The organism is Kitasatospora sp. NPDC092039 (genome assembly GCF_044756065.1).
Taxonomy (GTDB): Bacteria; Actinomycetota; Actinomycetes; order Streptomycetales; family Streptomycetaceae; genus Kitasatospora.
Map to the genome: position 1 here is coordinate 34,787 of NZ_JBIVSD010000021.1, position 20,737 is coordinate 55,523.

Genomic DNA, 20,737 nt, shown 5'->3' on the forward strand with positions numbered 1-20,737 from the left:
TCGGCGGCCAGGGTTAGCCGACCGCGCGCAGGCGGGAGCGGCCGGCCTTGGGCGGGGCGGCCTGGTAGTCGGGGATGAGGATGGGGGGGACGCCTTCGCGGGCGGCGCGGGCCATGGCGGCCTGCATCTCGAGTTCGGAGTTGTAGCCGGCGATGGCGGGGTGGAGGCGGTAGCGGTAGCCCTTGCGCAGGACGAGGCCGCGCTCGACGAGGAGGGTCATGCCGCGGCTGACGACGGAGGGGAGGATCTGGAGTTCCTCGGCGATGTCCTGCTGGGTAAGGGGGACGACGCCGCCGGGGTTCTGCAGGCGGACCATGACGGACAGGACGTTCGTCGCCGTGGGGGTCAGTTCGAGGCGCGGCAACATCCCGAACAGGTCGGTGACCATCAGCATGCCGTCGACTCCTTGTCCCCGGTCTGGAGGGCTGCCGGTCCGATGATGTCAGGGAATCCGTTCTCCAGGGCGAGTGCCCGGAGTTCGGCGAGGAACGTCTGCTGCTCGTCCCCGTTGCCTTTGTACGCGATGAGGGGGTTGAGCTGCCAGGCTCCTCGGCCGACGCTGCGGATGTAGTTGCGGGCTGCGAGGTGTTTGAGGGCGGGGCTGACGCTGGAGCGGCTGGTGCCGATTTCCTCGGCGATCTCGCGCTGGATGGCGTGGCAGACGCCGCGCTCGGCCCGGCCGACGATGTTCGATAGTACGGCGCACTGGAGCTTGGTCATCTCGCCGGACATGAGCGCCTGAGGGAGGACGTAGCGGGCGAAGTAGCGGCTGAGGAGGGCGTAGCCGTCGCTGCCGAGGACCTCGTGGGGGGCCCGCCGGTAGAACCTGGTGCGGGCTTCGTAGATGCCGTCGGGGAGGTGGCCGGCGTAGCCGCGGACGATCTCGGAGGCGAGGTCGCGTTGATGCTGGGGCCCGGCCGGCTGGAGCTTCGGCTGCCGAGTGCGCTCGGGTGCCTGCTTGCGGGCGTTGCCGCGCCCTGCTTCTGCCTGTGCCAAGACCGTGATCCTTTGCTCGTGTCGGCAGCAGGCTACATGTTCTTCGCGATGGTGCGAAGGATTCTGCGCGGAGGTGCGAAGTACGTGTCGCGGGGTGGGTGACCGGCTCGCGACGGGGAACTCATCCGAGCAGGTCGGATGATCACGTGGCCACTCGCGGCTGGCATCCCCTCCAATGTTTCGCAACCCTGCGAAAAATTGGGTGTGAATGTGGGCTTCCAGTGACACCAGAACACCTCTAGTGTCGGCTCAGCCATACCTTTGATTTTCCAAGTTCCCAGGTCAGAGGCACAATCACCCGATTCCCCTCTTACAAAAAAAGGCCCGCCGTCTCCACCGCGCTCGTTGGCTGGCTACCGCAGCCCCAACGCTGGGACCGCAGCTCCCGGCTGAGCAGGGCCCGTCTGGTAGCGGCTTGCCGCAGGGACTCCCCGTGGCCTTGCCGCCGGAACTTGGCCATCGGGGCCCCTGTCCGTACCCGAGCTCCAGCAACTGGACCCCCTTTCCCCTTTTCCTGTCAGCGCTACGGTCCGCCGGCTGGTGCCGGTCAGCACTTCCGGGCCATGAAGGTAAGCAGCGAGGCCCTCGTCGGCAGGTGGTGACATCGGTAACCGCTCAGGAGCAGCCAGATCGGGGTCCTCAGGGCAGGTGTGGTCGGCAGGTACTCCCACCCTGTCCGGGCACCGGCCACCTTCACCGAGGGCAACTGCCCAGGCCGGACCGTCCACGGTCCGGCCGGTGCGGTGACGGGCCGACGGCGGGGCCGGCCACGGCCCTGACGGCGGATCCGGCGGCGCAGGGCAGGCGGCAGTGGCGGGTCCAGCGCCGCCTGGGCGCTGGCCAGGGTGCGGTAGCGGAGCGCTCCGCGGCCGACCACCCCGCGCGGGGCTTACCGCGACGGTTCTCAGGTTGCCGCCCAGTTCCGGCTCGCTCGGCAGGGCAGGTGGGCCACGTTCCGAAGTGGGGAGACCGAGGGGAGGCTCCGACCCCTCGAATAGGCACAGCGGGGACCTGGGACAACGACCAACCTCGGGGCCAGGACGGTTGGGTCAGCGCGCCCGGGGCGGTGCAGGCACGGTCACGTCCCCGGGGCTGCTCAGACCCCCTACACCGGATTCCAAGTCGGGTCGAGGGGGCACCGTGGTGGGCCTGGCGGCGGGCCGTGATCGATTTCGACTCCCCCGGCGGCCAAGTATGGTCAACTCGGGTGACCCGAACCGGGCTGATGAGGCAACTCCGGTGGCGGTGCCGAACACGCCGCCGAGGGAGGACGAAGCCGGTACGGTCCTGGGGCATGACGAACACGAAGAGCAGGCGGCGGGTGATCCCGGGCAGCAGGTCCGGGGAGGAGCCGTACGAGCTGGTCGCTCCAGCGACGATGGCAGGTCTTCAGAAGTGGCGGGTTCTACCGGAGGAGGAGCGCCGCCGGCAGGAGCAGTCGTGGTCGACCCGGATGCAGACCTGCATCGCCTGGGCGGAGGAGAACGGGGTTCGGCTGGGCCGGACCGGGGGCCATCCCGACTGGCTGCTGGGGAAGACGGTGCGTCGGAACTACGACTCCCTGCCGAGCTGGTTGGACCACCCGCTCTACTGGGTGAAGGGCCGTCGGCCGGCGGGTATCACGGCGTCGCTGTACGGCTACGAGCACCAGGAGGACAAGGTCCACGGGTGGGTCGCGGGGAAACCCGGGATCGGGCTGGCCACGGGGCCGGGCTGGTACCACGACGGCACCGTCCAGATCGTGCTCTGGAACCGGGAGGTGCTCGGCGACGCCGTCACCGCGGCTGATGCCGGACCGAACGCCCTGCGGTGGCTCGCCCGCCGACGGTGACGCTCGTCCGCCGACGGTGACGCTCGTCCGCCGACGGTGACGCTCGTCCGCAACGTCGAGTCGCTGGCAGACCACGGCCCGGGCCCGCGTTACTGCCGGCGGAACCGTGAAATCGACCAGCGCTGAGGCGCAAGGTCTGCGGACTCCTGGGGGTGGAGGGTGTGCTGGCAGGCGGCAGCGAAGCCGAGCACGCTTTCCTGCAGGGTCCTCTGGTCTTCCCAGGCGTACTCGATGGCGGCGGGGACGAACTCCCGCAGGGGCCTGCCGTCATCGATCCACTCGCGTAGCCGGCCCACGATCTCATTGGACGCGTTGAGCGCGGTGTTGGCGGCCCGGGCGACGTAGTGGGGCCCCTCGACGTTGATCGCGGCGGCGTGCCGGCGGAAGGCGGCCAGGGCCGGTTCTGCGTGCTGCAGGTGGAACTGGACGTCGTCGCGGCAGTCGGGGCCATCAGCCGCGCGGGTGCGCCGGGCCGCCAGGGCGATCACGCTGTCCACGGTCGCTTGGCACGCCATCAGCGTGGTGACGGCGTCGGTGTAGAGCTGGCGGCGCGCGGCCTGGTTCGCCAGCTGCACCTGGCCCTGGGAAGTGATCTGCGCGCTGCGGGTCGCACCGGCAGCGCCCGTCCGGGCACCGACGATCGTGCCCAGAGCCGTGGCGCCGATCCCGACGAGACCGATCAGGGTAGTGGAGTCCATCGGGGCAGTCTGCCTGCTACTCAGAGCGCGTCGGCTGGCAGGTCCCGCCGCCACGTCCACCGTCCGTCCGGGGCCAGTGCGTAGACGCTGCGGCCGCCCGGGTACGCGCACCCGGCACCGGAGATGATCGGCACCCAGGGGTCGCCGTCCAGCGCGTCCACGTCGATCTCCTCGCCGTCCAGCGGACCGCCGTACAGCGTCACCGTCACCCACTGCGTCACGCCGCCGACCGTACCGCCGCTACGGGGCCATGGAGGCGGTTTCCCGGCAGTCACCGTCCTCTGCGGGCAACCGCCGACCCTTGTCTGCCGCCGCGGAGTCCATCCGTTGCTGGCATTGGCGTGTGGCCGCTCTCGGCTCGAGGTCGCGTCACCAAGCGCACCCGACCCAGCGCTGCGGACCGTCCACTCCCCAGCGCCTGTACCGGTGTGCTTCGCCCGATTCCCCTTGATGTGAGGCGGATCACATTTATGGGATCAAGATTCTTTGCCGTTTCGGCCCGCTGCCGGGGCGAGGAATAAGAGAAGTTTCCTACGAGACGGAGGAACGAGAACACGATGACCACCGAAGCCTGGGGCTGCACGCTCCCGGTAGGGCTGGCCGCTCTTCAGAACCCGCTGCACTGGACCGGGCGGGCGGTCAAGTGCTGGAAGCCGGTTCCGCGCCCCGACGACCGCTACAGGACCCAGGAGGCCCTCTGCCTCATGATGATGGGCAGGAGCGGGGGGAAGGTCGGTATCCCTGCTGGTCCGGTGACCATTAGGAAGATGCCGCTGGGGGTGTTCTTCTGGCTTGCGGAGAAGGTCCCGGAGGGCTGGATCGGTGTCGGAATGTGGTGGAGGTTCATCTCCGACTGGACACCGACCCGCGAGACCCTCCTGGCGGCACTGTCCGCCCGGTGGGCCGCAATCGAGGGCGATCACGCCACCGTCGACAACTTCACGCGTGACATCCTCGGCCACACGCGACCCGAACGCTGGAGGGACGCGGTGACCTCCATGTTGCTCGGGGACTGGGTCGACCGCCTCGGCAGCTACCTCACCGACCCGGAGCTGCTGGAGATCCTGCGGGCGAACACCGCAGCCGAACGCCGACGATGGACCCCGCTGTGGGACCGCAAGACCGGCGGCTTTCGTTGGCGAGGCCCCAATGGCGTGGTCCGCGAGCGGAGCGCCGAACGGGTATGGCTGCTGGAAACCCCGAACCGTGACGGCGTGACGCTCCGGGACGTTCTTCCGGACCGGGCTGCCGCCGACGCCCTCACGCTGGACCGCTGCCTCGCAAACCGCCGGATCGATGCCGTCTTCCGCAGCTTGGACGCGATGGAGGCCTCCGTCGCCAGCCTCTGGGCTATCCGCAAGGGCAGTTGGGCTGACGCCGCCCTCGACCTCGGCCTGGCGGCCGAGGTCGGTGACCGCGTTCGCCGTAAGCTCTCCCGCATCGGCGACCAGCACACCGAGCGTGCGCTCGCCGCGGCGGTGACCCGATGAGCCGGCGGCCGGTTGCCCCCGGGAGGAAACGCGGCCTGCTGGTGCGCGTCTCGGCCGCGCCGACCTGCACCGCGATGGCCAGCACCGGCTCGGTGGCCGGCGCCCTGCTGTCCGGCACGGAGCTGGCCGATTCCCCGCTGGTGTGGCCGCTCGTCGTCCTCGCCCTCGGCTCCATGGCCTACGACCTCGGCGTCCGGGCCCTCCAAGGCCGGAGCGGCTGACAACGAACTGCCGCGGGTAGGCCGTCGAACCCGCCGGTACGACGAGCCCGACCGGCACCGTTGGTGCCCGGCGAGTACCTACCGCCGGGCGGTCCTCGCTCGGCAGGCCTCGCAGGCGTGGACGCCGGCGTCGCCGTAGCGGCGGATCGCCGATCCGCAGCCGGCGCACGGCCCGATCTGCCAGGGCTCGCAGCCCTGGGCGAGGGCGGCTTCGCGGCGCTGGGTCTCGGTGGCGTCGAGCCGGCGGTCCTGACGGGGCACCGTGAACAGCCGCTTGGGGACCTCGTCGAAGGTGTGCAGACCGGTGCCGGCGGAGTTGCCGCGCCGGGGCCGGGGGTCGTTGAAGGTGAAGGTCTCCTCGCCGTAGCGGCAGGTCGCGTCGAGTTCCTGGCAGGTGTAGGTGATGTCGGTGTCCCCGGTCTCGGGTTCGGCCGGGGAGTCCTCGTCCTCGTCGGGGCCGAACATGTCGTGCCAGCGGTCCCGGTCGGCGGCGGGCACCCACATCCGGGAGACGGAGCGCGGGTCGCGCTGGTTGGGGATGCGCATCGGCACGAACTCGCCGTCCGCGCTGGCGACGACGAGCTGGTCGACCTCGGTGGGGGCCTTCGCGGGCAGGCACAGCGCGGGCAGGAACCACTCGGCGTGGAAGCGGCCGCAGAAGCTGCCGTTGACCGGGCAGGGCCGCACGCTGCTCGGCATGCACTTCCACTGCTGCAGGTGCCGCACTCCGGCGCGCACCACCATGGCGAGCGGGGAGGCGATCTCCTTCCAGCTGAAGTCGTCGACGCGGGCCCACGGTGCCCGCTCGACCACGGCGGAGCGGTCGGTGTCGGTCACCCACAGCGGGACAATCCCGTGCTCGGCGGCCGCGCGGGAGCGGCGACGGACGGTGTCGGCGGTGATCGGCGAGTACTGAGCCTCCCAGCCGATCCGCCGGCCGTCGTCTCCGGTGACGAGGACGTCGGTACGGATCCTTCCGTCGGTCGCGCGGGCCTCGACCTCAGCGTGCAGGCCGTGCCGTTCGGCGGCCCGGGCGATCCGCTCTTTCATCGCCTGGTGCTTCGCGCTCTCCTCGGCGGTGGGGGTGTGACGCACCGGCAGGTGGGCGGCCACCCAGAAGGTGGAGCCGCCGACCGTCCGGCGGCGGATCGTCATCCAGGGCGACCGGCCGTCCTCCTCGGCCTGGCAGGCGCCGTCGCGGTGGTGCTCCAGGCACTCCAGGAGTTCGCGCTCGCGCCGGTCGATCGGGGTGGTGATCTCCTCCAGCAGGCCGGGCCGATCCGGAAGGCCGAGGTCGGGAAGGGTCAGGTTGATCTCGATGCCGTACGCGGTGTGGAAAACGCCGTTCGCCATATCCGGAGAATAGAAACAGGGTCCGACAATTTAAACACCGGTACGAATGTTTAGAATCGACAGGCAACGCTCTCGAATTAGCCCCCATCCCGCAATGCCTAGGGCTCGAAAACCTGTTTGAATTCTGCCGGCGCCGATTTCGCTCTCGCCGCCGTACCGCCCCGTGCCCTGCGCCTTCTCGGGATCGTCGGCTTGGGCAGGTTCTGACGAGCCGCCCGCACCTCGCCACCGCACCCGCTGGCCGGTCTCGCTCCGGCCGCCGATCACAAGACCGCCCGGGGCGGCAACGAGCGTGTTCGCACCACGTGGTGCGCCACGGCCGATGACAGAGCCGTCCAGGAGCCAGGCCCTGGACGGTCTTCTCGCCTACTTGGCGCGGCATCCGACGTGCCGAGGCGGACCGCAGGCAGCCAGCCGGCGTCGGCCGGAATACGGCGGTCGTCATCCGTCGCTGTCGGGAATTCCCGGGTCGGTCGTCGGCCGCGCGGACGAGTGGGTGCGGAAGGGCCCCCCGGCGGCGAAGGCGTGGGCGGCGAAACGTTCGCCCATCCGCCGGTACGCGGCCGCCGAGGGGTGCAGCCCGTCGGGGAGGTCCTCCACGTCGGCCGGGCCGAGCAGCGCGCGCCCGTCGAGGTGGTGCAAGTGGGGATCGCGGGCTTGCCGCACGGCCACGATCCGTGCCAGCTCTTCCCGGACCACCTGAAGCGACAGCGCCCCACGGGCCAGCTCGGCCGGGTTGCCCAGCGCGGTGATCCTCCCGTCCGGGCCGACCGAGGTCGGGCCGGGGCGCGTGTCGAGCGCGGGGCAGCTCACTGGGGAGATCACCAGCAGCGGGGTGTGCGGGTGCCCGTCGCGGATCGTGTCCAGGAATCCGTGCACCGCGGGGCCGAACGTCCGCAGCCGGAATGCGGCCAGGGCCACGATGTTGATGCCGCCCTTGAGGCTGATCAGGTCGGCGGGCAGGTCTCGGATCGTCCGGGCGACGTAGGGGTCGAGCAGGGCGTTGCCCGGCTGGCTGAGGTTGGTCACCTCCACGCCTCCGAGCGACGCCGCCACCACGGGCCACGTACCGGTGGGGCCGTCGGCTTCGAGGCAGTGGCTGATGGAGCTTCCGTGGTGCACCCAGCGAGGACGGTTGTCGGGCAGGGGTGCCAGGACCTCGCCGTCGGCGCGTAGCACCACGACTTCGGTGGGGGTCTGCTGCGGCAGCCACAGCTCGATGTCCTTCATGCCGGCCGGCAGCCCGGCGAAGCGCACCGCGCCCGGCTCTCCCGGTGTCAGCCGTTGCTCGGCCCCGGGGCCCGCCATCCGCACCACGTGGCCCAGTGGCGCCCGCCGCCGGCCGGTGAGGACGCCGTCCACCCTTAGGTCGAGCATCCCGGTCGGCCGGGGCTCCGGGTCACCGTCGAACTGCCCCGTGGAGGTGAGGACCTCCAGCTCGAGTACCCGCGCCTCGGTGCGGAACACCAGCCGCACCCCCGACGGCATCACCGTCGTCCCGTGGACGGACGGGTCCTGGTACTGCTCCTTGGTCCACGCCGGCAGCCGGCGGGGCAGCACTCCCGCCGGTGTCCTTTCCAGATCCAGCGCGCCCCGGATCTCCACTGGCCCGTCGACCAGCGGGTACTCCCGCATCGCCACTGCCACCGCTCCTCGTCCTCGGGGGCCCTCCCCGAACCTATGCCCCGGTTACCCGCCGGGGCCCAAGATCACAGGACGCGCCGTCCGCAACCAGGTCAGGCGGCGGGGCCCTCCCCGCGCAGGCGGGGGCAGCCAGCCTCGACTCGATGCTCGGTCTCGAAGTCGTCGGCTGGCCCCCGCGCTCGCGGGGAAGACCGGTCGCCGCCGCCCGGCACCCTCGCCTGCGGGGAAGACGGTGCGCAGGGCGGTGGGGCGAGTTCGGCTTCGACGTCGGACAGCGGCGAGCGGGCCGGGCGTACACCCACTACACCGCGATCATTGTTTGGGTGCCGCCAACGAGGACACGGCGCTTGTCCGGCAGCAGCTTCAGCGCGTGGGTCGGACCGACCACGAGGTCGACCACGGCGATGCCGTAGTGCGCCGAGAGCCGGTCGAGATCGGCCACCGCCCAGCCGTTCCGGCCGCCCAGTTTCCGGCTGACCTGCGCCTGGCTGAGCCTCAGCCCGCGCGCCAGGTCGGCCTGCGAATCGCCCGTGGCGCGGAGCAGCGCAGCCACCGTGGCCCGCAGCAGATCCTCCGTCGACGTGCCCATATTCGCCTCCCGCATGGTTTATGTGCTGCACGCATAACGACTGGTCAGGTGCCGGGTTACGGTTCGCCCCGACGGCGGCACCGTCCGGCGGACAGAGCTGACCGCCCGGCTCAGCGGCCCGAGCGGCCTCGGCGGCCTCCCCGCCACCGTGGTCGTGGTGGACAGCCGCCCGGCCACCGAGACCGCCCGGCAGCGCAGGTGGGCTACGTTCCGAAGTGGGAAGTCCGAGGGGAGGCCCCGCAAGGCGGGGTGCAGCAGGGCGTTGGATTGGTGGTGGGGAACGGATCCACTCTCACGCCGGTGAGGCACGAAGGCGGACCTACAGGGGGTCGGGGCCGCAGGTCGCGCAGCGCCGGGTCCGGGTGCCGCGGCGTCGGAGTTCGTCGCCGCTATGCAGCTCGGGCAGGGTGGTCCAGTCGGCCCTGCCGTTGGTGGCTTCGAGGAGTTCCTCGAATTGGGCGAGCCGGTCGTCGACCGTGCTGAGGGTGGGGCAGTTCCAGCGGTGCAGGCGGTGTTCGGTACGGGCGTAGGTCCGGCCAGCGGCGAGGTCGGCGTTCCAGCGCTCCACGTCCTGTCGGGCGCGGGTACGAGCGGCGTGGCGCAGCCGGCAGGCGTGGCAGTGGCCGGGGGTGCCGTCGTAGCAGGAGCAGGCCGAGCAGTCCGCACAAGCGATGCAGGGGTGGACGGCTGGCGAGTCGGCCGGTTCGGCGGCGAGGACGGCGTCGACGCGGTCACGGCGCAGGACCTCTTGGAGCCGGTCTTCTTCGAATTCGCCGCGGCAGCGCCTGCCGTCGACGCACTCGGGGATCCCGCAGCCGTGCGGGTGCTGGTGACGGACGGTCTGCTCGCCAAGGTGGGCGAGGAGCCAGCGGGCACGGGCGGCGTTCAGTCGGCCGGCGACGACGAGGTCCAGGAGCTCCAGGACGGCCGGCACCTCGATCAGGGCGCCCCAACCTGGCAGGTGCTCACGCTCGGGCGGCCAGTCCTCGTGGAAGTCCCCGCGTCGCAGCCGGACGTTCTCAATCGGCTGGCCGCCGGCGTCCAGTTCTGCGTGCACTGCGGCTCCTTGTCGGGTGGCGTCGCGGGGTGAGGTGGCTACGGCGCCAGGTTGGCCAGGGCGACCCGGGTCGCCTCGGCGATCTTGAGGGGGTGCGACGAGACCAGGGAGTAGTTCCCCACCACCACGTACTCGGCCGGCTCGGCCGGGTAGTCGTCGAGGAACCACTCCTCGTCGTAGAAGCCAAGTCGCCAGAGTTTGCCCTGGTGCCGGAGCTGGAGAAAGCCCTGGTACTCGGGGTGGCCGGCTTCCTCGTGGATGTCGATGGCGCTGCCTGGGACCACGAGGTCGTCGAGGTGGGCAGCGGCCTGACGCAGCGCTTCGGCGAACGTACCGGGCGTGGGGCGCAGCAGGGGAACGGAGGAGAACCGCGCGAAGAGGTGGTCGGCTGTACCCGGGGACGGTGCGAGCCTGAGCAGAGGGATAGCGATGGCCGGCGGCGCGCCCTGGTCCTCGTACGCCCGGTCGAGGGCAGCAACGTCGCCGCGGTCTTCCATGGCGTCGAGGACATCGAGGAGGCGGCTCTTGGCCTCGGCGACGTGGTGCTCGATGGAGATCAGGGCCGCGGCGACGGCTCCCGCCTGCTCGGGGGTGTGGAGGGACCAGGGCGAGGTCAGGGCCTTGGCCAGCTCCTCGACGCTGGTCACGGCCTCGTACGCGAACCAGGCCGCTGCTTCCGGGTGGTGCGCGGAGGCGGCCACGTCTTCGACCGTGCAGCCGTTGAACGTCTCGCCTAGCTGCGCCAGCAGCGGCAGCCAGGCCGCTTCCGTCGTTGTGTCGCTCACGCGAGGTTCCTTTCGATTGACCACCGCCTGCAAGGCAATCAACGACCCGGCATCGGATCCGACGCGGGCAAGGCCGGGCCAGCACCCCGTGGTGGCTCGGTCGGGAGTACGGTGCGACCCCGGCTGCGGAGCGCTGCTCTACTCTCTTGAGGACCGCCTGGATCTGTACGAGCACGTCCTGCGGGTCCGCACCGGCCCCAGCCCCGAATCTGGCCCCGGACGCCCGGCCGGCGGTGGCGGTAGCGGCTGGCAGGATGACCCGATGGACGACGACACCGCCCCCGACCGGGCCGCCCAGCTCAGCCTCTACCTCGACACCCTGCAAGCCCGCATGGACCCCGACCAGTTCCGGGTCCTGGGCCAACTCCTCGGCGGCACCGTCGCCGCCCTCGCCTCACCAGACGGCGAAGGCCAGATCGACATCGACGACGACGACCAGGTGCACCTCACCCACGAGGTGAAGCAAGAACTCCTCGCCGTCCTGGGCATCGTCGCCACCGGCACGATGGAGCAGCACATCGTCGACCTCGGCGACGGCTCCATGACCGTGATGGACCCCGACACCGCGGCCGACCCGGAAGCGGTCCAGCGAATGCGCGACTGGGCCGCCCAGCAGCGCCGCGAACGCAAGCACACCGACGCCGTCCTGCGCGGCATCGCCGAGGCCACAGACTGACCGTCGGCCAGGCCAACGCCGCTCGGACACCGGGGACCGCCCGTGGGCCTGTCAGCTTCCGGCCGGCCGGCGGCCGCAGGCCGCGAGCGGGCACGGTTCGGCCGGCTCGTCGGCGGCGAGGTAGGCGCCGGAGAGTTCGGCCAGGTCCCGCGCGAGCTCGTCTGCCGCGGCCCGGTCCGCGTCCTGGCCGGGTAGGCCGCTCGTGCCGGCCGCTGCGGCGGCTGATGGGTGGGTGTCCGTCGAGTGCGGTGTGGCAGCGGTGCCTGCCTGGCCTCTGCTTGCAAGCTACCGGGTTGCTGAACGTTCAAGCCTTCCAGCCCAGCTGGGGGCGCAGGATCTCCTCGCGGCTTCCTCGGGCCTGGTCTTGCGGGCGGCGGCGTTCTCACGCATCCGCTGGTAGGCAGGATGGTTGGCGAACGGGTGCCGGGCTGGCTGCGTGGCGGGCCGGTCGTCGCACGGTGCCTTGTCGGTGCGGGCCCGAGGGTTCGGCGAGGACCTTGGTTTCCCCCGTCGACTTCACGGCGGAAAGGAAAATCGGGGAAGACCGGGACGTAAGGGCGGGTGTGGAGCCAAGGTGGTGGTCATGACGGACGATGAGAAGAGCGGGTTGGCGGGGTTCGTGGCGGCACCGAACGGGTGGCGGGTGGCGATCAGGATTCCGGTGGACGACATGATCATGGTGGTCCCGGTGGTCGGGTGGTTGCCGATCGTGAAGGACTCCGGCGCGATCATGAACTCTGAGCTGGAGCCGGTGGTGCTCTTCGACAACACGGAGGAGCCGATCATCACGACCGTCCACAGCACGCTCACCGACTGGGAGGACGGCTCCAGCCTGCACCAGGTGCTCGCCCCCGGGGTCGAGGTCCGGAAGGTTCCCCAGGGGTGGAAGGTCGTGGAGTACGGCGACTACGGAGCCTGAACTTGGCACCTGAAGAAGTTCTCTACTCTGGGGCCAGGCGCAGGAAGCCCTGTTTGACGAGGGCTTTCAGGTCGGCTCGTACAGCCTCGATGGAGAGCCGGCCTCCGATCGCTTCGACGATCTCGGTTGCGTTCGTCGAGCCGTTGCGCTCGATCAGGTCGAGGGCGGTGAGGTAGAGGCCGACGTCCCGCAGGACGAGTTCGCAGCTCTCGGGGTGGGCACTCGGGTCACTGAGTACGGCGCGGGCCAGGGAAGGACGTAGCGGTGAGGTGAGCCGGACTTCCTGGGGTCGGAAGGCCGGATGATGGACCGCGTAGTCTGCCCGAATCCGGAGCTTGAGCCACTTTTCCATGGTCATCGGTTCCGGGTCGTATCCGAGGCAGATGCAGTCGAATCCGTACCCGTCGTCTGCGGCGCATAGATACGGCGGATTGTTTTTGACATTCGGCCCTGAGTGCCGGAGGGCGGAATGGCCACAGTTGCAGTCGGGGGAATTGCTGTCGAGCCCCGGCGCTTTAGGCGGCTCTACCGGATTGTTGGATCTTTGCGTGGGCAGGCTGGACTCCAGGCGGAGGACCGCGCTGTCCAGGGCTTGGGCTGTTGCGAGGTCGCTGAGGTCGAACCATTCGCCGTGTTGTCTGCGGTCGGCGAAGTGCCGGTGAAGCTTAGTTTCGAGCTGCATGTCCTCGGTCTCGTGTTGCCAGATGACCGATAGGGGAAGCGGGGACATTGTGCGGATCTGCAACAAGCGCTTCGCCAAGTTCTTCGTGATGCCGATTTTCACCAGCGATGAGGCGCTGCTGCCGATCGCATAGACGATCCGCTTTAACGGTGGAGATGTCCCCACTTGTTCGTTCATGCGCAATCACCTCTCTACTGATCATCTGGTGCGGCCCGGGCCGGGGCCGGCGAACGGTTGTCGCGGCCACACTGCCGCTCTCGCCGCGCCGTTGTCCCGGCTTTCCCCGAACGAGCGAGAACGGCTGCGGATCACGCAGCTCCGGTCCGCGGCGGAGCCGGACGGGCGGTGCGCAGCGGGATCGCCCCGGCCCGGACGGCACGGGCGACGGCGAGAGCGGCACGGTGTCGCTCTCGCTGCTGGCGGTCGTGTTCGTCGGCGGTCGGGGCGTCGTCGAACGCGGTGCGGTGGGCTTCCTCAGGTTCGCGCAGCCGGTTGTAGTGCCGGGTCAGGATCGCTTCCCGCTGGGCGGCGGCCTCGTCGAGTGCGGCTTGGCGGGCGAGGGCCTGCTCGCGCAGTTGGCGGCGCAGTTCCTGGTAGGCGGTGTGGCCGTGGAGCGGGTTGCGGGCCGGCGCGGTCGGTGCGGGACGGGGCGCGGGCTGCTCATCGATGTCGTGGTCGGCCTGCGGCGCGGGGGCGGGGCCGACGCGGACGTCGATGGCCCGGACGGTGCCGGGGCGCAGCTGGTCGAGGGTGGTGAGGATGTGGCGGGTCTGGTAGCGGAGTTGGGCGGCCCAGACAGGGGAGTCGGCGGTCACGCGCAGGCGGCGGGTGGTGGGGTCGTAGCCGCCGAGGTGCCAGTGGGCGGCTGCGTCGGGGCCGACGATGGTGGGCCAGTGGTCACGCAGGCCTCCGCCGGCGGTGCCGAGGGTCCAGCCGTGGGCGGCGACCAGGGCGAGGAAGACCTCCGCGAGGAGCTCGGGTTCGCGCGGGCCGCGGCGGTTGGTGGTCGCGGTCCGTACCGTGCGGGCGGTTCGTTGGGTGGGGGTGGTGCCGTGGGTGCGGGCGGCCTGGCGGGCGGCGCGTAGGGCGGTGCGGGCGAGGTCGGCGCTGCCGGTCTGGGGCTGGGTCATCAGGCGTTCACCGCCTCGCGTGCCGGGGCTGCGGCGGCCGAGCGGATCCGGTCGGCGCGCTCGCGCAGCGCCCGTACGGTCTCCAGGCGCTCGAGGAGCAGGTAGCGGGCGGTGGCGGCGCGGGCCTCCTCGGCGGCCGCCTCGGCGCCGGCCTGGGTGGTGGGGCGGTTTCGGTGGGCGCGCAGCGCGGTGTCGTGGGCGAGTTCGGCCTCGGCGTCGGCGAGCGGCGAGCGGGCCAGCGCGGCGAGGGCGTCGGTGCGGTAGGTGGCGACGGCGTCCCGGACGGTCTGCAGGTCGGATCCGAGGACGTCCTCGCGGTTCGCGCCGGCGGGGCGGGAGGCGGCCATCGCGGCGCGCAGCTCGGCCTGGACCCGGTGGGCGACGGCGTTGACGTCCTGGTGGTCGGCGAGGTCGGCGGTCCCGGCGAGGGCCAGGTCCACGCACTCGCCCACCGCGGTGCGGATGGACCGTACGGCCCAGCACGATCCGCACAGCCCGCCCGCGTAGGCGGTACCGCAGTCCTCGCACGGCAGCGCCCGGCGCGCCGCTTCGGCGGCCTCGGCCCGCGCCCGCTGCTCGGCCCGGCGGGCCTCGGCCTCGGCGCGCCGCTGCTCGGCCCGCCGGCGGTCGACGACCTGCTGCTCGGCGCGCAGCATCGCGTGCCGGTGCAGGTGGGCGACGATCGCGGCGCGCCGCTGGTCGCCGGTGGTGTCGGCCGGGAGCTGGGCGACGGCTTCGCGGACCAGGACCTGGCGGGCGGTACGGCGGTCGATGAGCTGCTGCTCGCAGGTCACGCAGGCGGTGCGGGTGTCCAGGCGGATCCCGTCGTCGCACGCCGGGTGCTTGCAGCCGGCCTGCTGCGGCAGGCCCTTGACCAGCAGCCAGCCGACCGGATCGGTGACCAGCGCGCTGCCGCCCTGGGCACGCAGGCGGTGCCGCAGCCGGTCGGCGAGCGCGGCGGCCGCGCTCTGGCCGCCGGTCAGCCGACCCACGGCGGCCAGTTCCTCCCGCACCGCGGCGATGATCCGGCGCCTGGACCAGGCCCGGTCCAGGCGCTCCCACAGGCACTCCACCGGCGCGAGGACCTGGACCAGGTCCTGCGGCGGCCGCGGCACGACCCGGTGGCGGACCGGCCGCGCGGGGACCTGCGGCCGCTCCTGGTCGTGCTGATCGATCGGGCTGGGGTTGGGCTTGTCCCCGCGCAGCGGGCCACCCTCGCCGTCGCCGACGGCAGGACGGGCGTCGGCCTGCCCGGCCGGGCCGGTGCCGGCGTTGTCCTCGCGCGCGTCCACGCGCTCCGGCCGACGGTGCTCAGCCCCAACGGCGGCTACGCCGGAAAAGCCACCATCGACAGCAAGATCACCACCTACCTCAACCACCTGAGAGTGAGAGGTGTGAAGGGGGGTCGTAACACCGAGGTCTGAAATCCCGGCCCCGACAGCCTCCTGCACCTCGCTGACCTGCGACTTCTCCCCCGTCACAGGAGCCTCACCCAGGGGGGTCGCAACACCGAGGTCGCCGACGAGACGAGCAGGCGCCTTCCGGGCCGCCTCCCGGCGCGCCGAAGCAGCCCGCTCGGCCAACTCCGCCGACCCCATCGACGCCGCCCGGTGCGCGGCCGCCACCGCCGGCAGCACGATCCGCGACCGCGACAGCAGCCCGCTCGCACCGCGCCGCGGCCGCTCCACCAGCTCAGCCTCCTCCAACCGCGCCAGCACCTCCACCGCCCCCGACGGAGCACAGCCCAGCATCCGCGCCAACGTCACCGCCGGACGCCCCACCCCGGTGTCGACCCTCCCGCCACACAGCCGCACCCGGCCGCGCTCGTTCGCCTCCAGCACCAGCAGCAGCGCCGCCAGCCGGTCCGTCGCCGCCCCCCGGCCCGTCCGCCCGGCCAACGGCCCGCCCACGGTCACCCTGCCGTCCCGGTGCGCCCAGCCCGGCGCGAACAGCGCCTCCACCAGGCCGTGCAACACGGCGAACTCCTGCTTCGTCAGGTTCAGCGCATGCCCCGCCTCCCCCCTGGACGCCCACAGGCCGTCCAGTCGGCACTCCAGCGCCTGGTCGACCCCGGCCTCGTCCGTGAACGTCTCCACCGAGATGCCGGCGGCCCGCATCTGGCGGACCACAGCCTTCATCCGGCCCGCGGACAGGCCCAGCCACCGGCCCAGCTCGCCCTTGCGGATCACCACCGAGCCGGTCTCCACCGAGCCGGCTTCCTTCGGCGTGCGCGACAGCAGTACAACCGCAGCCACCCGCACCGCGTCCGGAGCACCGGCCAGGCCCGGCTCCGCCAGCAGCGCCCGCACCGCACCGCGCAGCCGCGACCGCATCACCGCCGTCAGCGCCAACGGCGCCAACACCGGACGCGTCCCGGTCTCCGGCTTGAGGGAGGCGCTGCGAGCACGCGGCACCGGCTGGGACCGCTCGGGCACCGACTCCACCGGCGTAGCGGACCGCTGGCCGGGGAGTATCGGGATGGCCGGATCCCCATGGTTCGGACACGATCGGGCGGCATCGAAACGCTCACCCACATGGGTGATGTGCGTCACATTGTCGACAGCGTGCGCGGCGGGTTCGACAACCGGTCCGCTAACCGGTCCCCGGACGAATGCCAAGGCAGCAAGGGGGGAGGAGAGATCTCCCCCCTCCCCCCCGGCATCGTCCGAGCTCAAACCGGGGACACCACCCGCCGCCACGGGGACACGGTGGGACTGGAAAGGCCTGCTGACCTGCTGCAAAATGACAACGCTCCCTGCTGCTACATGGGTAGGGGCGACGGCGCCCCTCGGGGTGCCGATAAGAAGCACCCCCTGCGGGTGTGGACACACAGCCCCCTCGCGGGGGCGAAAACCGATCAGCGACCTCCTTTCCTCTGGATCTGGGTGTTGCGGGTTGGGTGCAGCCGAGGCCCGTGGAAAGGCCCCGACTGCGGCCGGTTGGAAGACCGGTGTGTTGCAAGACGGCTCCTGCCAGGGAGCCGGGTACTGCGAGTGGCCCTTGGAAAGGGGCCGGTTGTGGTGCGACTAGGTAGTGCCGCTGGTGGTCGGTTGGTAGCCGATCTCCAGCAAGCCCGCTCGAGGGTTGGTAGCCCGAGAGCAGGTGGAGCAGGTAGGCCGCAGTGAATCGGGGTGGTAAGTCCCGAGGAGCGGCGGGCGGAGTTCAGACCCCTGGTAAGGTCCGGGCCCCGCCAACAACGGCTAGGTCACAGCGCACCCCCACACGGGGGCAGCGGGTCCGGCCGCAGACTCGACGACGGCACCCCGCCGGAGCGAGACCCGGGAACTCCCGGTCGACTCCACGGCGGGGTGCCGCGCGTATGAGGGGGTGCCATTGCGGGTACCCTGCATCACGTCGCCACCTCCTATGTGGTCGACCGGGACGGGCCCCTGGCAGGGGGCGCCGATCCACTGGAACGCCGTCCGGACCCTCGGGTCCGGGCGGCGAAGTTCATTTTGGATCACTGTCGGGGCAAGCGTACCCCTGCGGCCAACGCGGAGAGTAGGCGCACGATCTTCGTGTCGATCTGACGTCCCAACGATCGGACGGTCCGACAAGTCCCCTGTCATGCCGACCTCCGCAGCAGTTCCAGAGCGCTCTCCAGCAACAGGTCGTCGTTGTCCTTCGTGTCCGCCCAGAGCTTGAGCGTGCTGGCCACCGCGCGCAGAACCTCGTCCGGCAGCCCTGCGGCGAGCAGCGTGTCGGCGGCCTCCTCCATCTCCGGCGCCCACCGCCATGCCCGTGTTGCCGTCTTGGCGATGTAGTCCGTCTCGACCAGGTAGCTGCCGGCCCGCTGGCCCGCCACGTCCAGCAGCGCCTGGTCGACGCCGTGGTGGCGCGCCAGGCCATAGGAGAGCGCAGCGAGCACCCGGCTGGCCTTCTGGTACGCCGTGTAGGACACCTTCAGCGCGGAGGCCTGACCGATCTCCTCGCCCAGAACCGGCGTTGACACCGCAGTCCCGGAGAACAAGGCCGTCACCAGCGCGGTGGCGCCGGACGGGCCGGAGAGGAACAGCCGCGTCTGCTTGCCGTTGACCGGCGGGGAGCCGATCACCGAGCCATCGACCACCGCCCGGGCGCCTCGGCCCACCAGGTCGGCGATGCGCTGGACTCGGTCCGGGCTGATCGCGTTGCCCTCCACGTAGACCCCGGTGAAACCGTGCCCGGTGACCTCGCGGGCGACGTCCTCTGCCACAGCTGGCGGACACAGGCTCAGCACGACCTCGGACTGCTGGAGGAGCTCGCCCAGCTCGGCCACCGGCACCAGCCCAGCCTGCTTGGCACGCCGCACGGTCGCGGCGCTCCGGCCGGCCGGGCACCACAGCACCCTGGTCCCGGCCGACACCGCGCAGGCCGCGACGGCTGCGCCCATGCTTCCCGGGTGCAGCACGCCGAGAACGCGCTGGTCCGACGTCACCGGCCACCGCCACGGACAAGGGCGAACGCCTCTACGGCGGTGGGTGCGACGTGGTCCGGCTCCAGGCCGCCAGGCCAGGGATGACCGTGCGAGATCCAGACAGTGCGCAGCCCGGCCGACCGGCCGCCAGCGACGTCCAGGTCGGCGTTGTCGCCGATCATCCACCCGCCCTGGGTGAGGTCCCGGCCGACGCTGGCGGCCGCGGCCTCGAAGATCTGGCGGTCCGGCTTGCGGACGCCGACTTCCTCGGAGATGCACACGGCGCCGACCATGTCGGCGATGCCGGACGCCTTCAGCTTGGCGCGCTGAATCTGAGCGCCGCCGTTGGTGACGACGACGACCTGGTGGCCGGCCTTCCGAGCGGCGGTCAGTGCCTCGATCACGCCGGGGAACGGCTTCACCGACGCGGCGAGCTCCTGCTCGTACCGCGCCCAGAGTTCGTCGGCCGACTCCGGGAGGCCAAGCTCCGAGCACAAGCCCGCGATCAGGTTCACGTCCGCTCGGATCCGCATGGCCTCGAGCGTCCGCTGCTCGACAGCCGGACCCAGACCGTGTTCCGTGCAGTACCCGGACACCCAGGCCGTCACCGCGGAGAGTCGGTCGATCAGCGTGTCGTCGAAGTCGACCAGCACCAGGTCCCCGTCGCCGCGCGGCGCGGTGAGCGCCCGGCGGATCTGGGCGGCGGCGGCCTCGGGCCCAACCTCGTCGGTGCGGATGGTCAGGTCGAAGCGGAAGTTCGGGTTGGCGTCGAGATCGGCCCGGGTCGCATCCCATGCGGCCAGCCGCGCCGGAGTGTCCGCGTCGCCCCGGCCGGTCGACCGCGCCTCGGTCAACTCCCGCGGGCACCACAGCAGGACGGTCAGCCACTGCGCCGGGTAGCCATCGAGCACGGACCGCACCCCGTCGACCTGGCCCAGATGCATCACGGGAACTCCGGCCGCGAACGCAGCGTCCAGGCCCGGCCGGTCCGTCACGTACGTGCTGTCGTACCGCGAGTTCTCGTACACCACCGCGCCCACCCGTCGCAGCTCCTCCAGCTGCTCCGTCGTGCCCATTCGGTAGCCGGCGGACCGGCCAGGCCCCACCTTCACCCGCGAGAACAGAGAGAACGTCGGGTCGAGGCCGGCCAGGGCCCGGGTGACGGTGTCCTTCCCGGCCGCCGGCGGGCCGTAGAGGATCACGCCGCGTACGGCGGGTGCCTCGTTCACGCGTACACCTCCCGGATCGCCTGGCGGGCCTGGTCGGCGAGGGAGATCGCGGCGCCGAGCCGGTTGTCGACGACCAGGTGCGGCACGGCTGGCCGCAGGTCGACGTCGATCGTCTGCAGGTAATCGTCCCAGCGCCCCAGCTTCCAGGCGTCCCGGGCCGCGGAGCGGAAGCCGATGTACTCGCGCATCGACTCCGGGTCGCACTGGACCCAGATCGGTGCGACGTCGACACCGAGCGAGGTGCACTTGTTCGTGAGCCGCTGCATCCAGTCCGCGTTGGTCATCTCGGCGATGAAGGGTGCGGTGAGCACGGTGCTGATCCGGCAGTTGATGTTGGCCCAGGCGGCCTGCATCAGGCACTCGTACTCGAGGTCGCGTACCTGTTCGCGGTACAGATCGGTGTGTCGGTCGTGCGGGTCGCCTCCCAGCGAAACCAACAGCCGCTCCACCAACGGCCGGGTCAGCGGGTCCTTGTCCAGCAGCGGCCAGCCGGTCAGCTGGGTGAGGAACCGGGCGAACTCCGTCTTCCCGCTGCCGGCGTAGCCGCCGACCAGGACTACGACCGGGCGGTGCGGGTCGCCGCCGGTGTGCCTGCGCTTCCAGGCGTCCAGGATCCGCTGCTGCACGCCCATGTGGTCGGCCTCGTCGTTGCCAGGGGCGATCCGGTGGATCGCCCGCTCGACAGCGAGCACGTGCGTCCCGTTGTGGTCGTCGCTCGCCGGCGTCAGCCGGAACGACGTCTCCTCTCCCGGCAGCGCGGCACGGAAGCCCAACTGCGGGTCGGTCGCCCGGTACAGGAGGCAGTACGCCCGCCGGTAGTGCGGCCCGGGGTAGACCTCGCCCTGCTCGTGCTGCCACAGCGTCTGGGGATTCGCGGCCGGGATGCCCTTGAGCTTCGCCTCCTCGGCGACCTGGCGCAGCTTCTCCCCCGCCTTCTCCAGCGTCAGTCCGTGTGCCTCCCGCTGCGCACGCAGCAGGTCAGGCCGCCACCCCGTACGTCCCTTGGCCATGCCCCCACCCTCCACTGTCACCATGCCCGGC

At 71.4% G+C, this 20,737-nt stretch carries 20 protein-coding genes; 5 read left to right on the plus strand and 15 right to left on the minus strand.

Annotated features, from left to right (window positions below):
- Nucleotides 1-13 precede the first annotated feature (13 nt).
- Together ACIQI7_RS32150 and ACIQI7_RS32155 are read right to left on the minus strand one after the other, a co-directional pair.
- On the minus strand, nt 14-394 hold the full coding sequence (locus ACIQI7_RS32150; RefSeq protein ID WP_401116925.1) for a helix-turn-helix domain-containing protein: 381 nt from the start codon (nt 392-394) through the stop codon (nt 14-16).
- Nucleotides 388-996, minus strand: a complete 609-nt coding sequence (locus ACIQI7_RS32155; RefSeq protein WP_401116927.1) for a replication/maintenance protein RepL — start codon at nt 994-996, stop codon at nt 388-390. Before ACIQI7_RS32155 ends, ACIQI7_RS32150 begins: the two co-directional genes overlap by 7 nt.
- Before the next feature lie 1,294 nt (nt 997-2,290).
- Between ACIQI7_RS32155 and ACIQI7_RS32160 the strand changes: the two genes are divergently transcribed.
- A complete protein-coding gene (locus tag ACIQI7_RS32160) occupies nt 2,291-2,827 on the plus strand; it encodes a hypothetical protein (protein WP_401116929.1) in 537 nt (178 codons plus the stop codon).
- A gap of 89 nt (nt 2,828-2,916) precedes the next feature.
- Here ACIQI7_RS32160 and ACIQI7_RS32165 read toward each other — a convergent pair whose 3' ends face one another.
- Nucleotides 2,917-3,525, minus strand: coding sequence for a hypothetical protein (locus ACIQI7_RS32165; RefSeq protein WP_401116931.1), 609 nt, complete (start codon nt 3,523-3,525; stop codon nt 2,917-2,919).
- 20 nt (nt 3,526-3,545) lie between these two features.
- On the minus strand, nt 3,546-3,746 hold the full coding sequence (locus tag ACIQI7_RS32170) for a hypothetical protein (RefSeq protein ID WP_401116933.1): 201 nt from the start codon (nt 3,744-3,746) through the stop codon (nt 3,546-3,548).
- A gap of 336 nt (nt 3,747-4,082) precedes the next feature.
- Here ACIQI7_RS32170 and ACIQI7_RS32175 point away from each other — a divergent pair, with 336 nt between their 5' ends.
- Both ACIQI7_RS32175 and ACIQI7_RS32180 read left to right on the plus strand, forming a co-directional pair.
- Entirely contained in the window at nt 4,083-5,015 is a 933-nt protein-coding gene (locus ACIQI7_RS32175; protein WP_401116935.1) for a hypothetical protein, read from the plus strand.
- Between the two features lie 41 nt (nt 5,016-5,056).
- Nucleotides 5,057-5,236: a hypothetical protein gene (locus tag ACIQI7_RS32180; protein WP_401116937.1), complete on the plus strand. Its 180-nt coding sequence runs from the start codon at nt 5,057-5,059 to the stop codon at nt 5,234-5,236.
- Nucleotides 5,237-5,314: 78 nt separating this feature from the next.
- On the opposite strand, the gene ACIQI7_RS32185 is transcribed toward ACIQI7_RS32180, so the two are convergent.
- From ACIQI7_RS32185 to ACIQI7_RS32205, 5 genes are all read right to left on the minus strand, one after another.
- Nucleotides 5,315-6,589, minus strand: a complete 1,275-nt coding sequence (locus ACIQI7_RS32185) for a hypothetical protein (protein ID WP_401116939.1) — start codon at nt 6,587-6,589, stop codon at nt 5,315-5,317.
- Nucleotides 6,590-7,030: 441 nt separating this feature from the next.
- Entirely contained in the window at nt 7,031-8,224 is a 1,194-nt protein-coding gene (locus ACIQI7_RS32190) for a lipase (RefSeq protein ID WP_401117122.1), read from the minus strand.
- A gap of 310 nt (nt 8,225-8,534) precedes the next feature.
- Complete coding sequence (locus tag ACIQI7_RS32195) at nt 8,535-8,822, minus strand: helix-turn-helix domain-containing protein (protein WP_401116941.1); 288 nt, start codon at nt 8,820-8,822, stop codon at nt 8,535-8,537.
- Between the two features lie 319 nt (nt 8,823-9,141).
- Complete coding sequence (locus tag ACIQI7_RS32200) at nt 9,142-9,879, minus strand: hypothetical protein (RefSeq protein ID WP_401116943.1); 738 nt, start codon at nt 9,877-9,879, stop codon at nt 9,142-9,144.
- 38 nt (nt 9,880-9,917) lie between these two features.
- Nucleotides 9,918-10,664: a hypothetical protein gene (locus ACIQI7_RS32205; protein WP_401116945.1), complete on the minus strand. Its 747-nt coding sequence runs from the start codon at nt 10,662-10,664 to the stop codon at nt 9,918-9,920.
- Nucleotides 10,665-10,926: 262 nt separating this feature from the next.
- On the opposite strand from ACIQI7_RS32205, the gene ACIQI7_RS32210 reads away from it, so the two are divergent.
- Nucleotides 10,927-11,340, plus strand: coding sequence for a hypothetical protein (locus ACIQI7_RS32210; protein WP_401116947.1), 414 nt, complete (start codon nt 10,927-10,929; stop codon nt 11,338-11,340).
- A 583-nt stretch (nt 11,341-11,923) separates the two neighbouring features.
- Nucleotides 11,924-12,259, plus strand: coding sequence for a hypothetical protein (locus ACIQI7_RS32215; protein ID WP_401116949.1), 336 nt, complete (start codon nt 11,924-11,926; stop codon nt 12,257-12,259).
- A 22-nt stretch (nt 12,260-12,281) separates the two neighbouring features.
- On the opposite strand, the gene ACIQI7_RS32220 is transcribed toward ACIQI7_RS32215, so the two are convergent.
- The 6 genes from ACIQI7_RS32220 to ACIQI7_RS32245 all read right to left on the minus strand — a co-directional run bounded on the left by ACIQI7_RS32220 (nt 12,282) and on the right by ACIQI7_RS32245 (nt 20,706).
- Nucleotides 12,282-13,118 carry a GIY-YIG nuclease family protein gene (locus ACIQI7_RS32220; RefSeq protein ID WP_401116951.1) on the minus strand — a complete coding sequence of 279 codons (837 nt, stop codon included), beginning with the start codon at nt 13,116-13,118 and terminating at the stop codon, nt 12,282-12,284.
- Nucleotides 13,119-13,249: 131 nt separating this feature from the next.
- On the minus strand, nt 13,250-14,071 hold the full coding sequence (locus ACIQI7_RS32225; RefSeq protein ID WP_401116953.1) for a DciA family protein: 822 nt from the start codon (nt 14,069-14,071) through the stop codon (nt 13,250-13,252).
- On the minus strand, nt 14,071-16,506 hold the full coding sequence (locus ACIQI7_RS32230) for a hypothetical protein (protein ID WP_401116955.1): 2,436 nt from the start codon (nt 16,504-16,506) through the stop codon (nt 14,071-14,073). Before ACIQI7_RS32230 ends, ACIQI7_RS32225 begins: the two co-directional genes overlap by 1 nt.
- Before the next feature lie 1,130 nt (nt 16,507-17,636).
- Nucleotides 17,637-18,443 carry a DUF1932 domain-containing protein gene (locus tag ACIQI7_RS32235; RefSeq protein WP_401116957.1) on the minus strand — a complete coding sequence of 269 codons (807 nt, stop codon included), beginning with the start codon at nt 18,441-18,443 and terminating at the stop codon, nt 17,637-17,639.
- Between the two features lie 41 nt (nt 18,444-18,484).
- Nucleotides 18,485-19,696 (minus strand): HAD family hydrolase, encoded by a 1,212-nt coding sequence (locus ACIQI7_RS32240; protein ID WP_401116959.1) that lies wholly within the window; start codon nt 19,694-19,696, stop codon nt 18,485-18,487.
- Nucleotides 19,693-20,706, minus strand: a complete 1,014-nt coding sequence (locus ACIQI7_RS32245; protein ID WP_401117124.1) for an AAA family ATPase — start codon at nt 20,704-20,706, stop codon at nt 19,693-19,695. Before ACIQI7_RS32245 ends, ACIQI7_RS32240 begins: the two co-directional genes overlap by 4 nt.
- Nucleotides 20,707-20,737 lie beyond the last annotated feature (31 nt).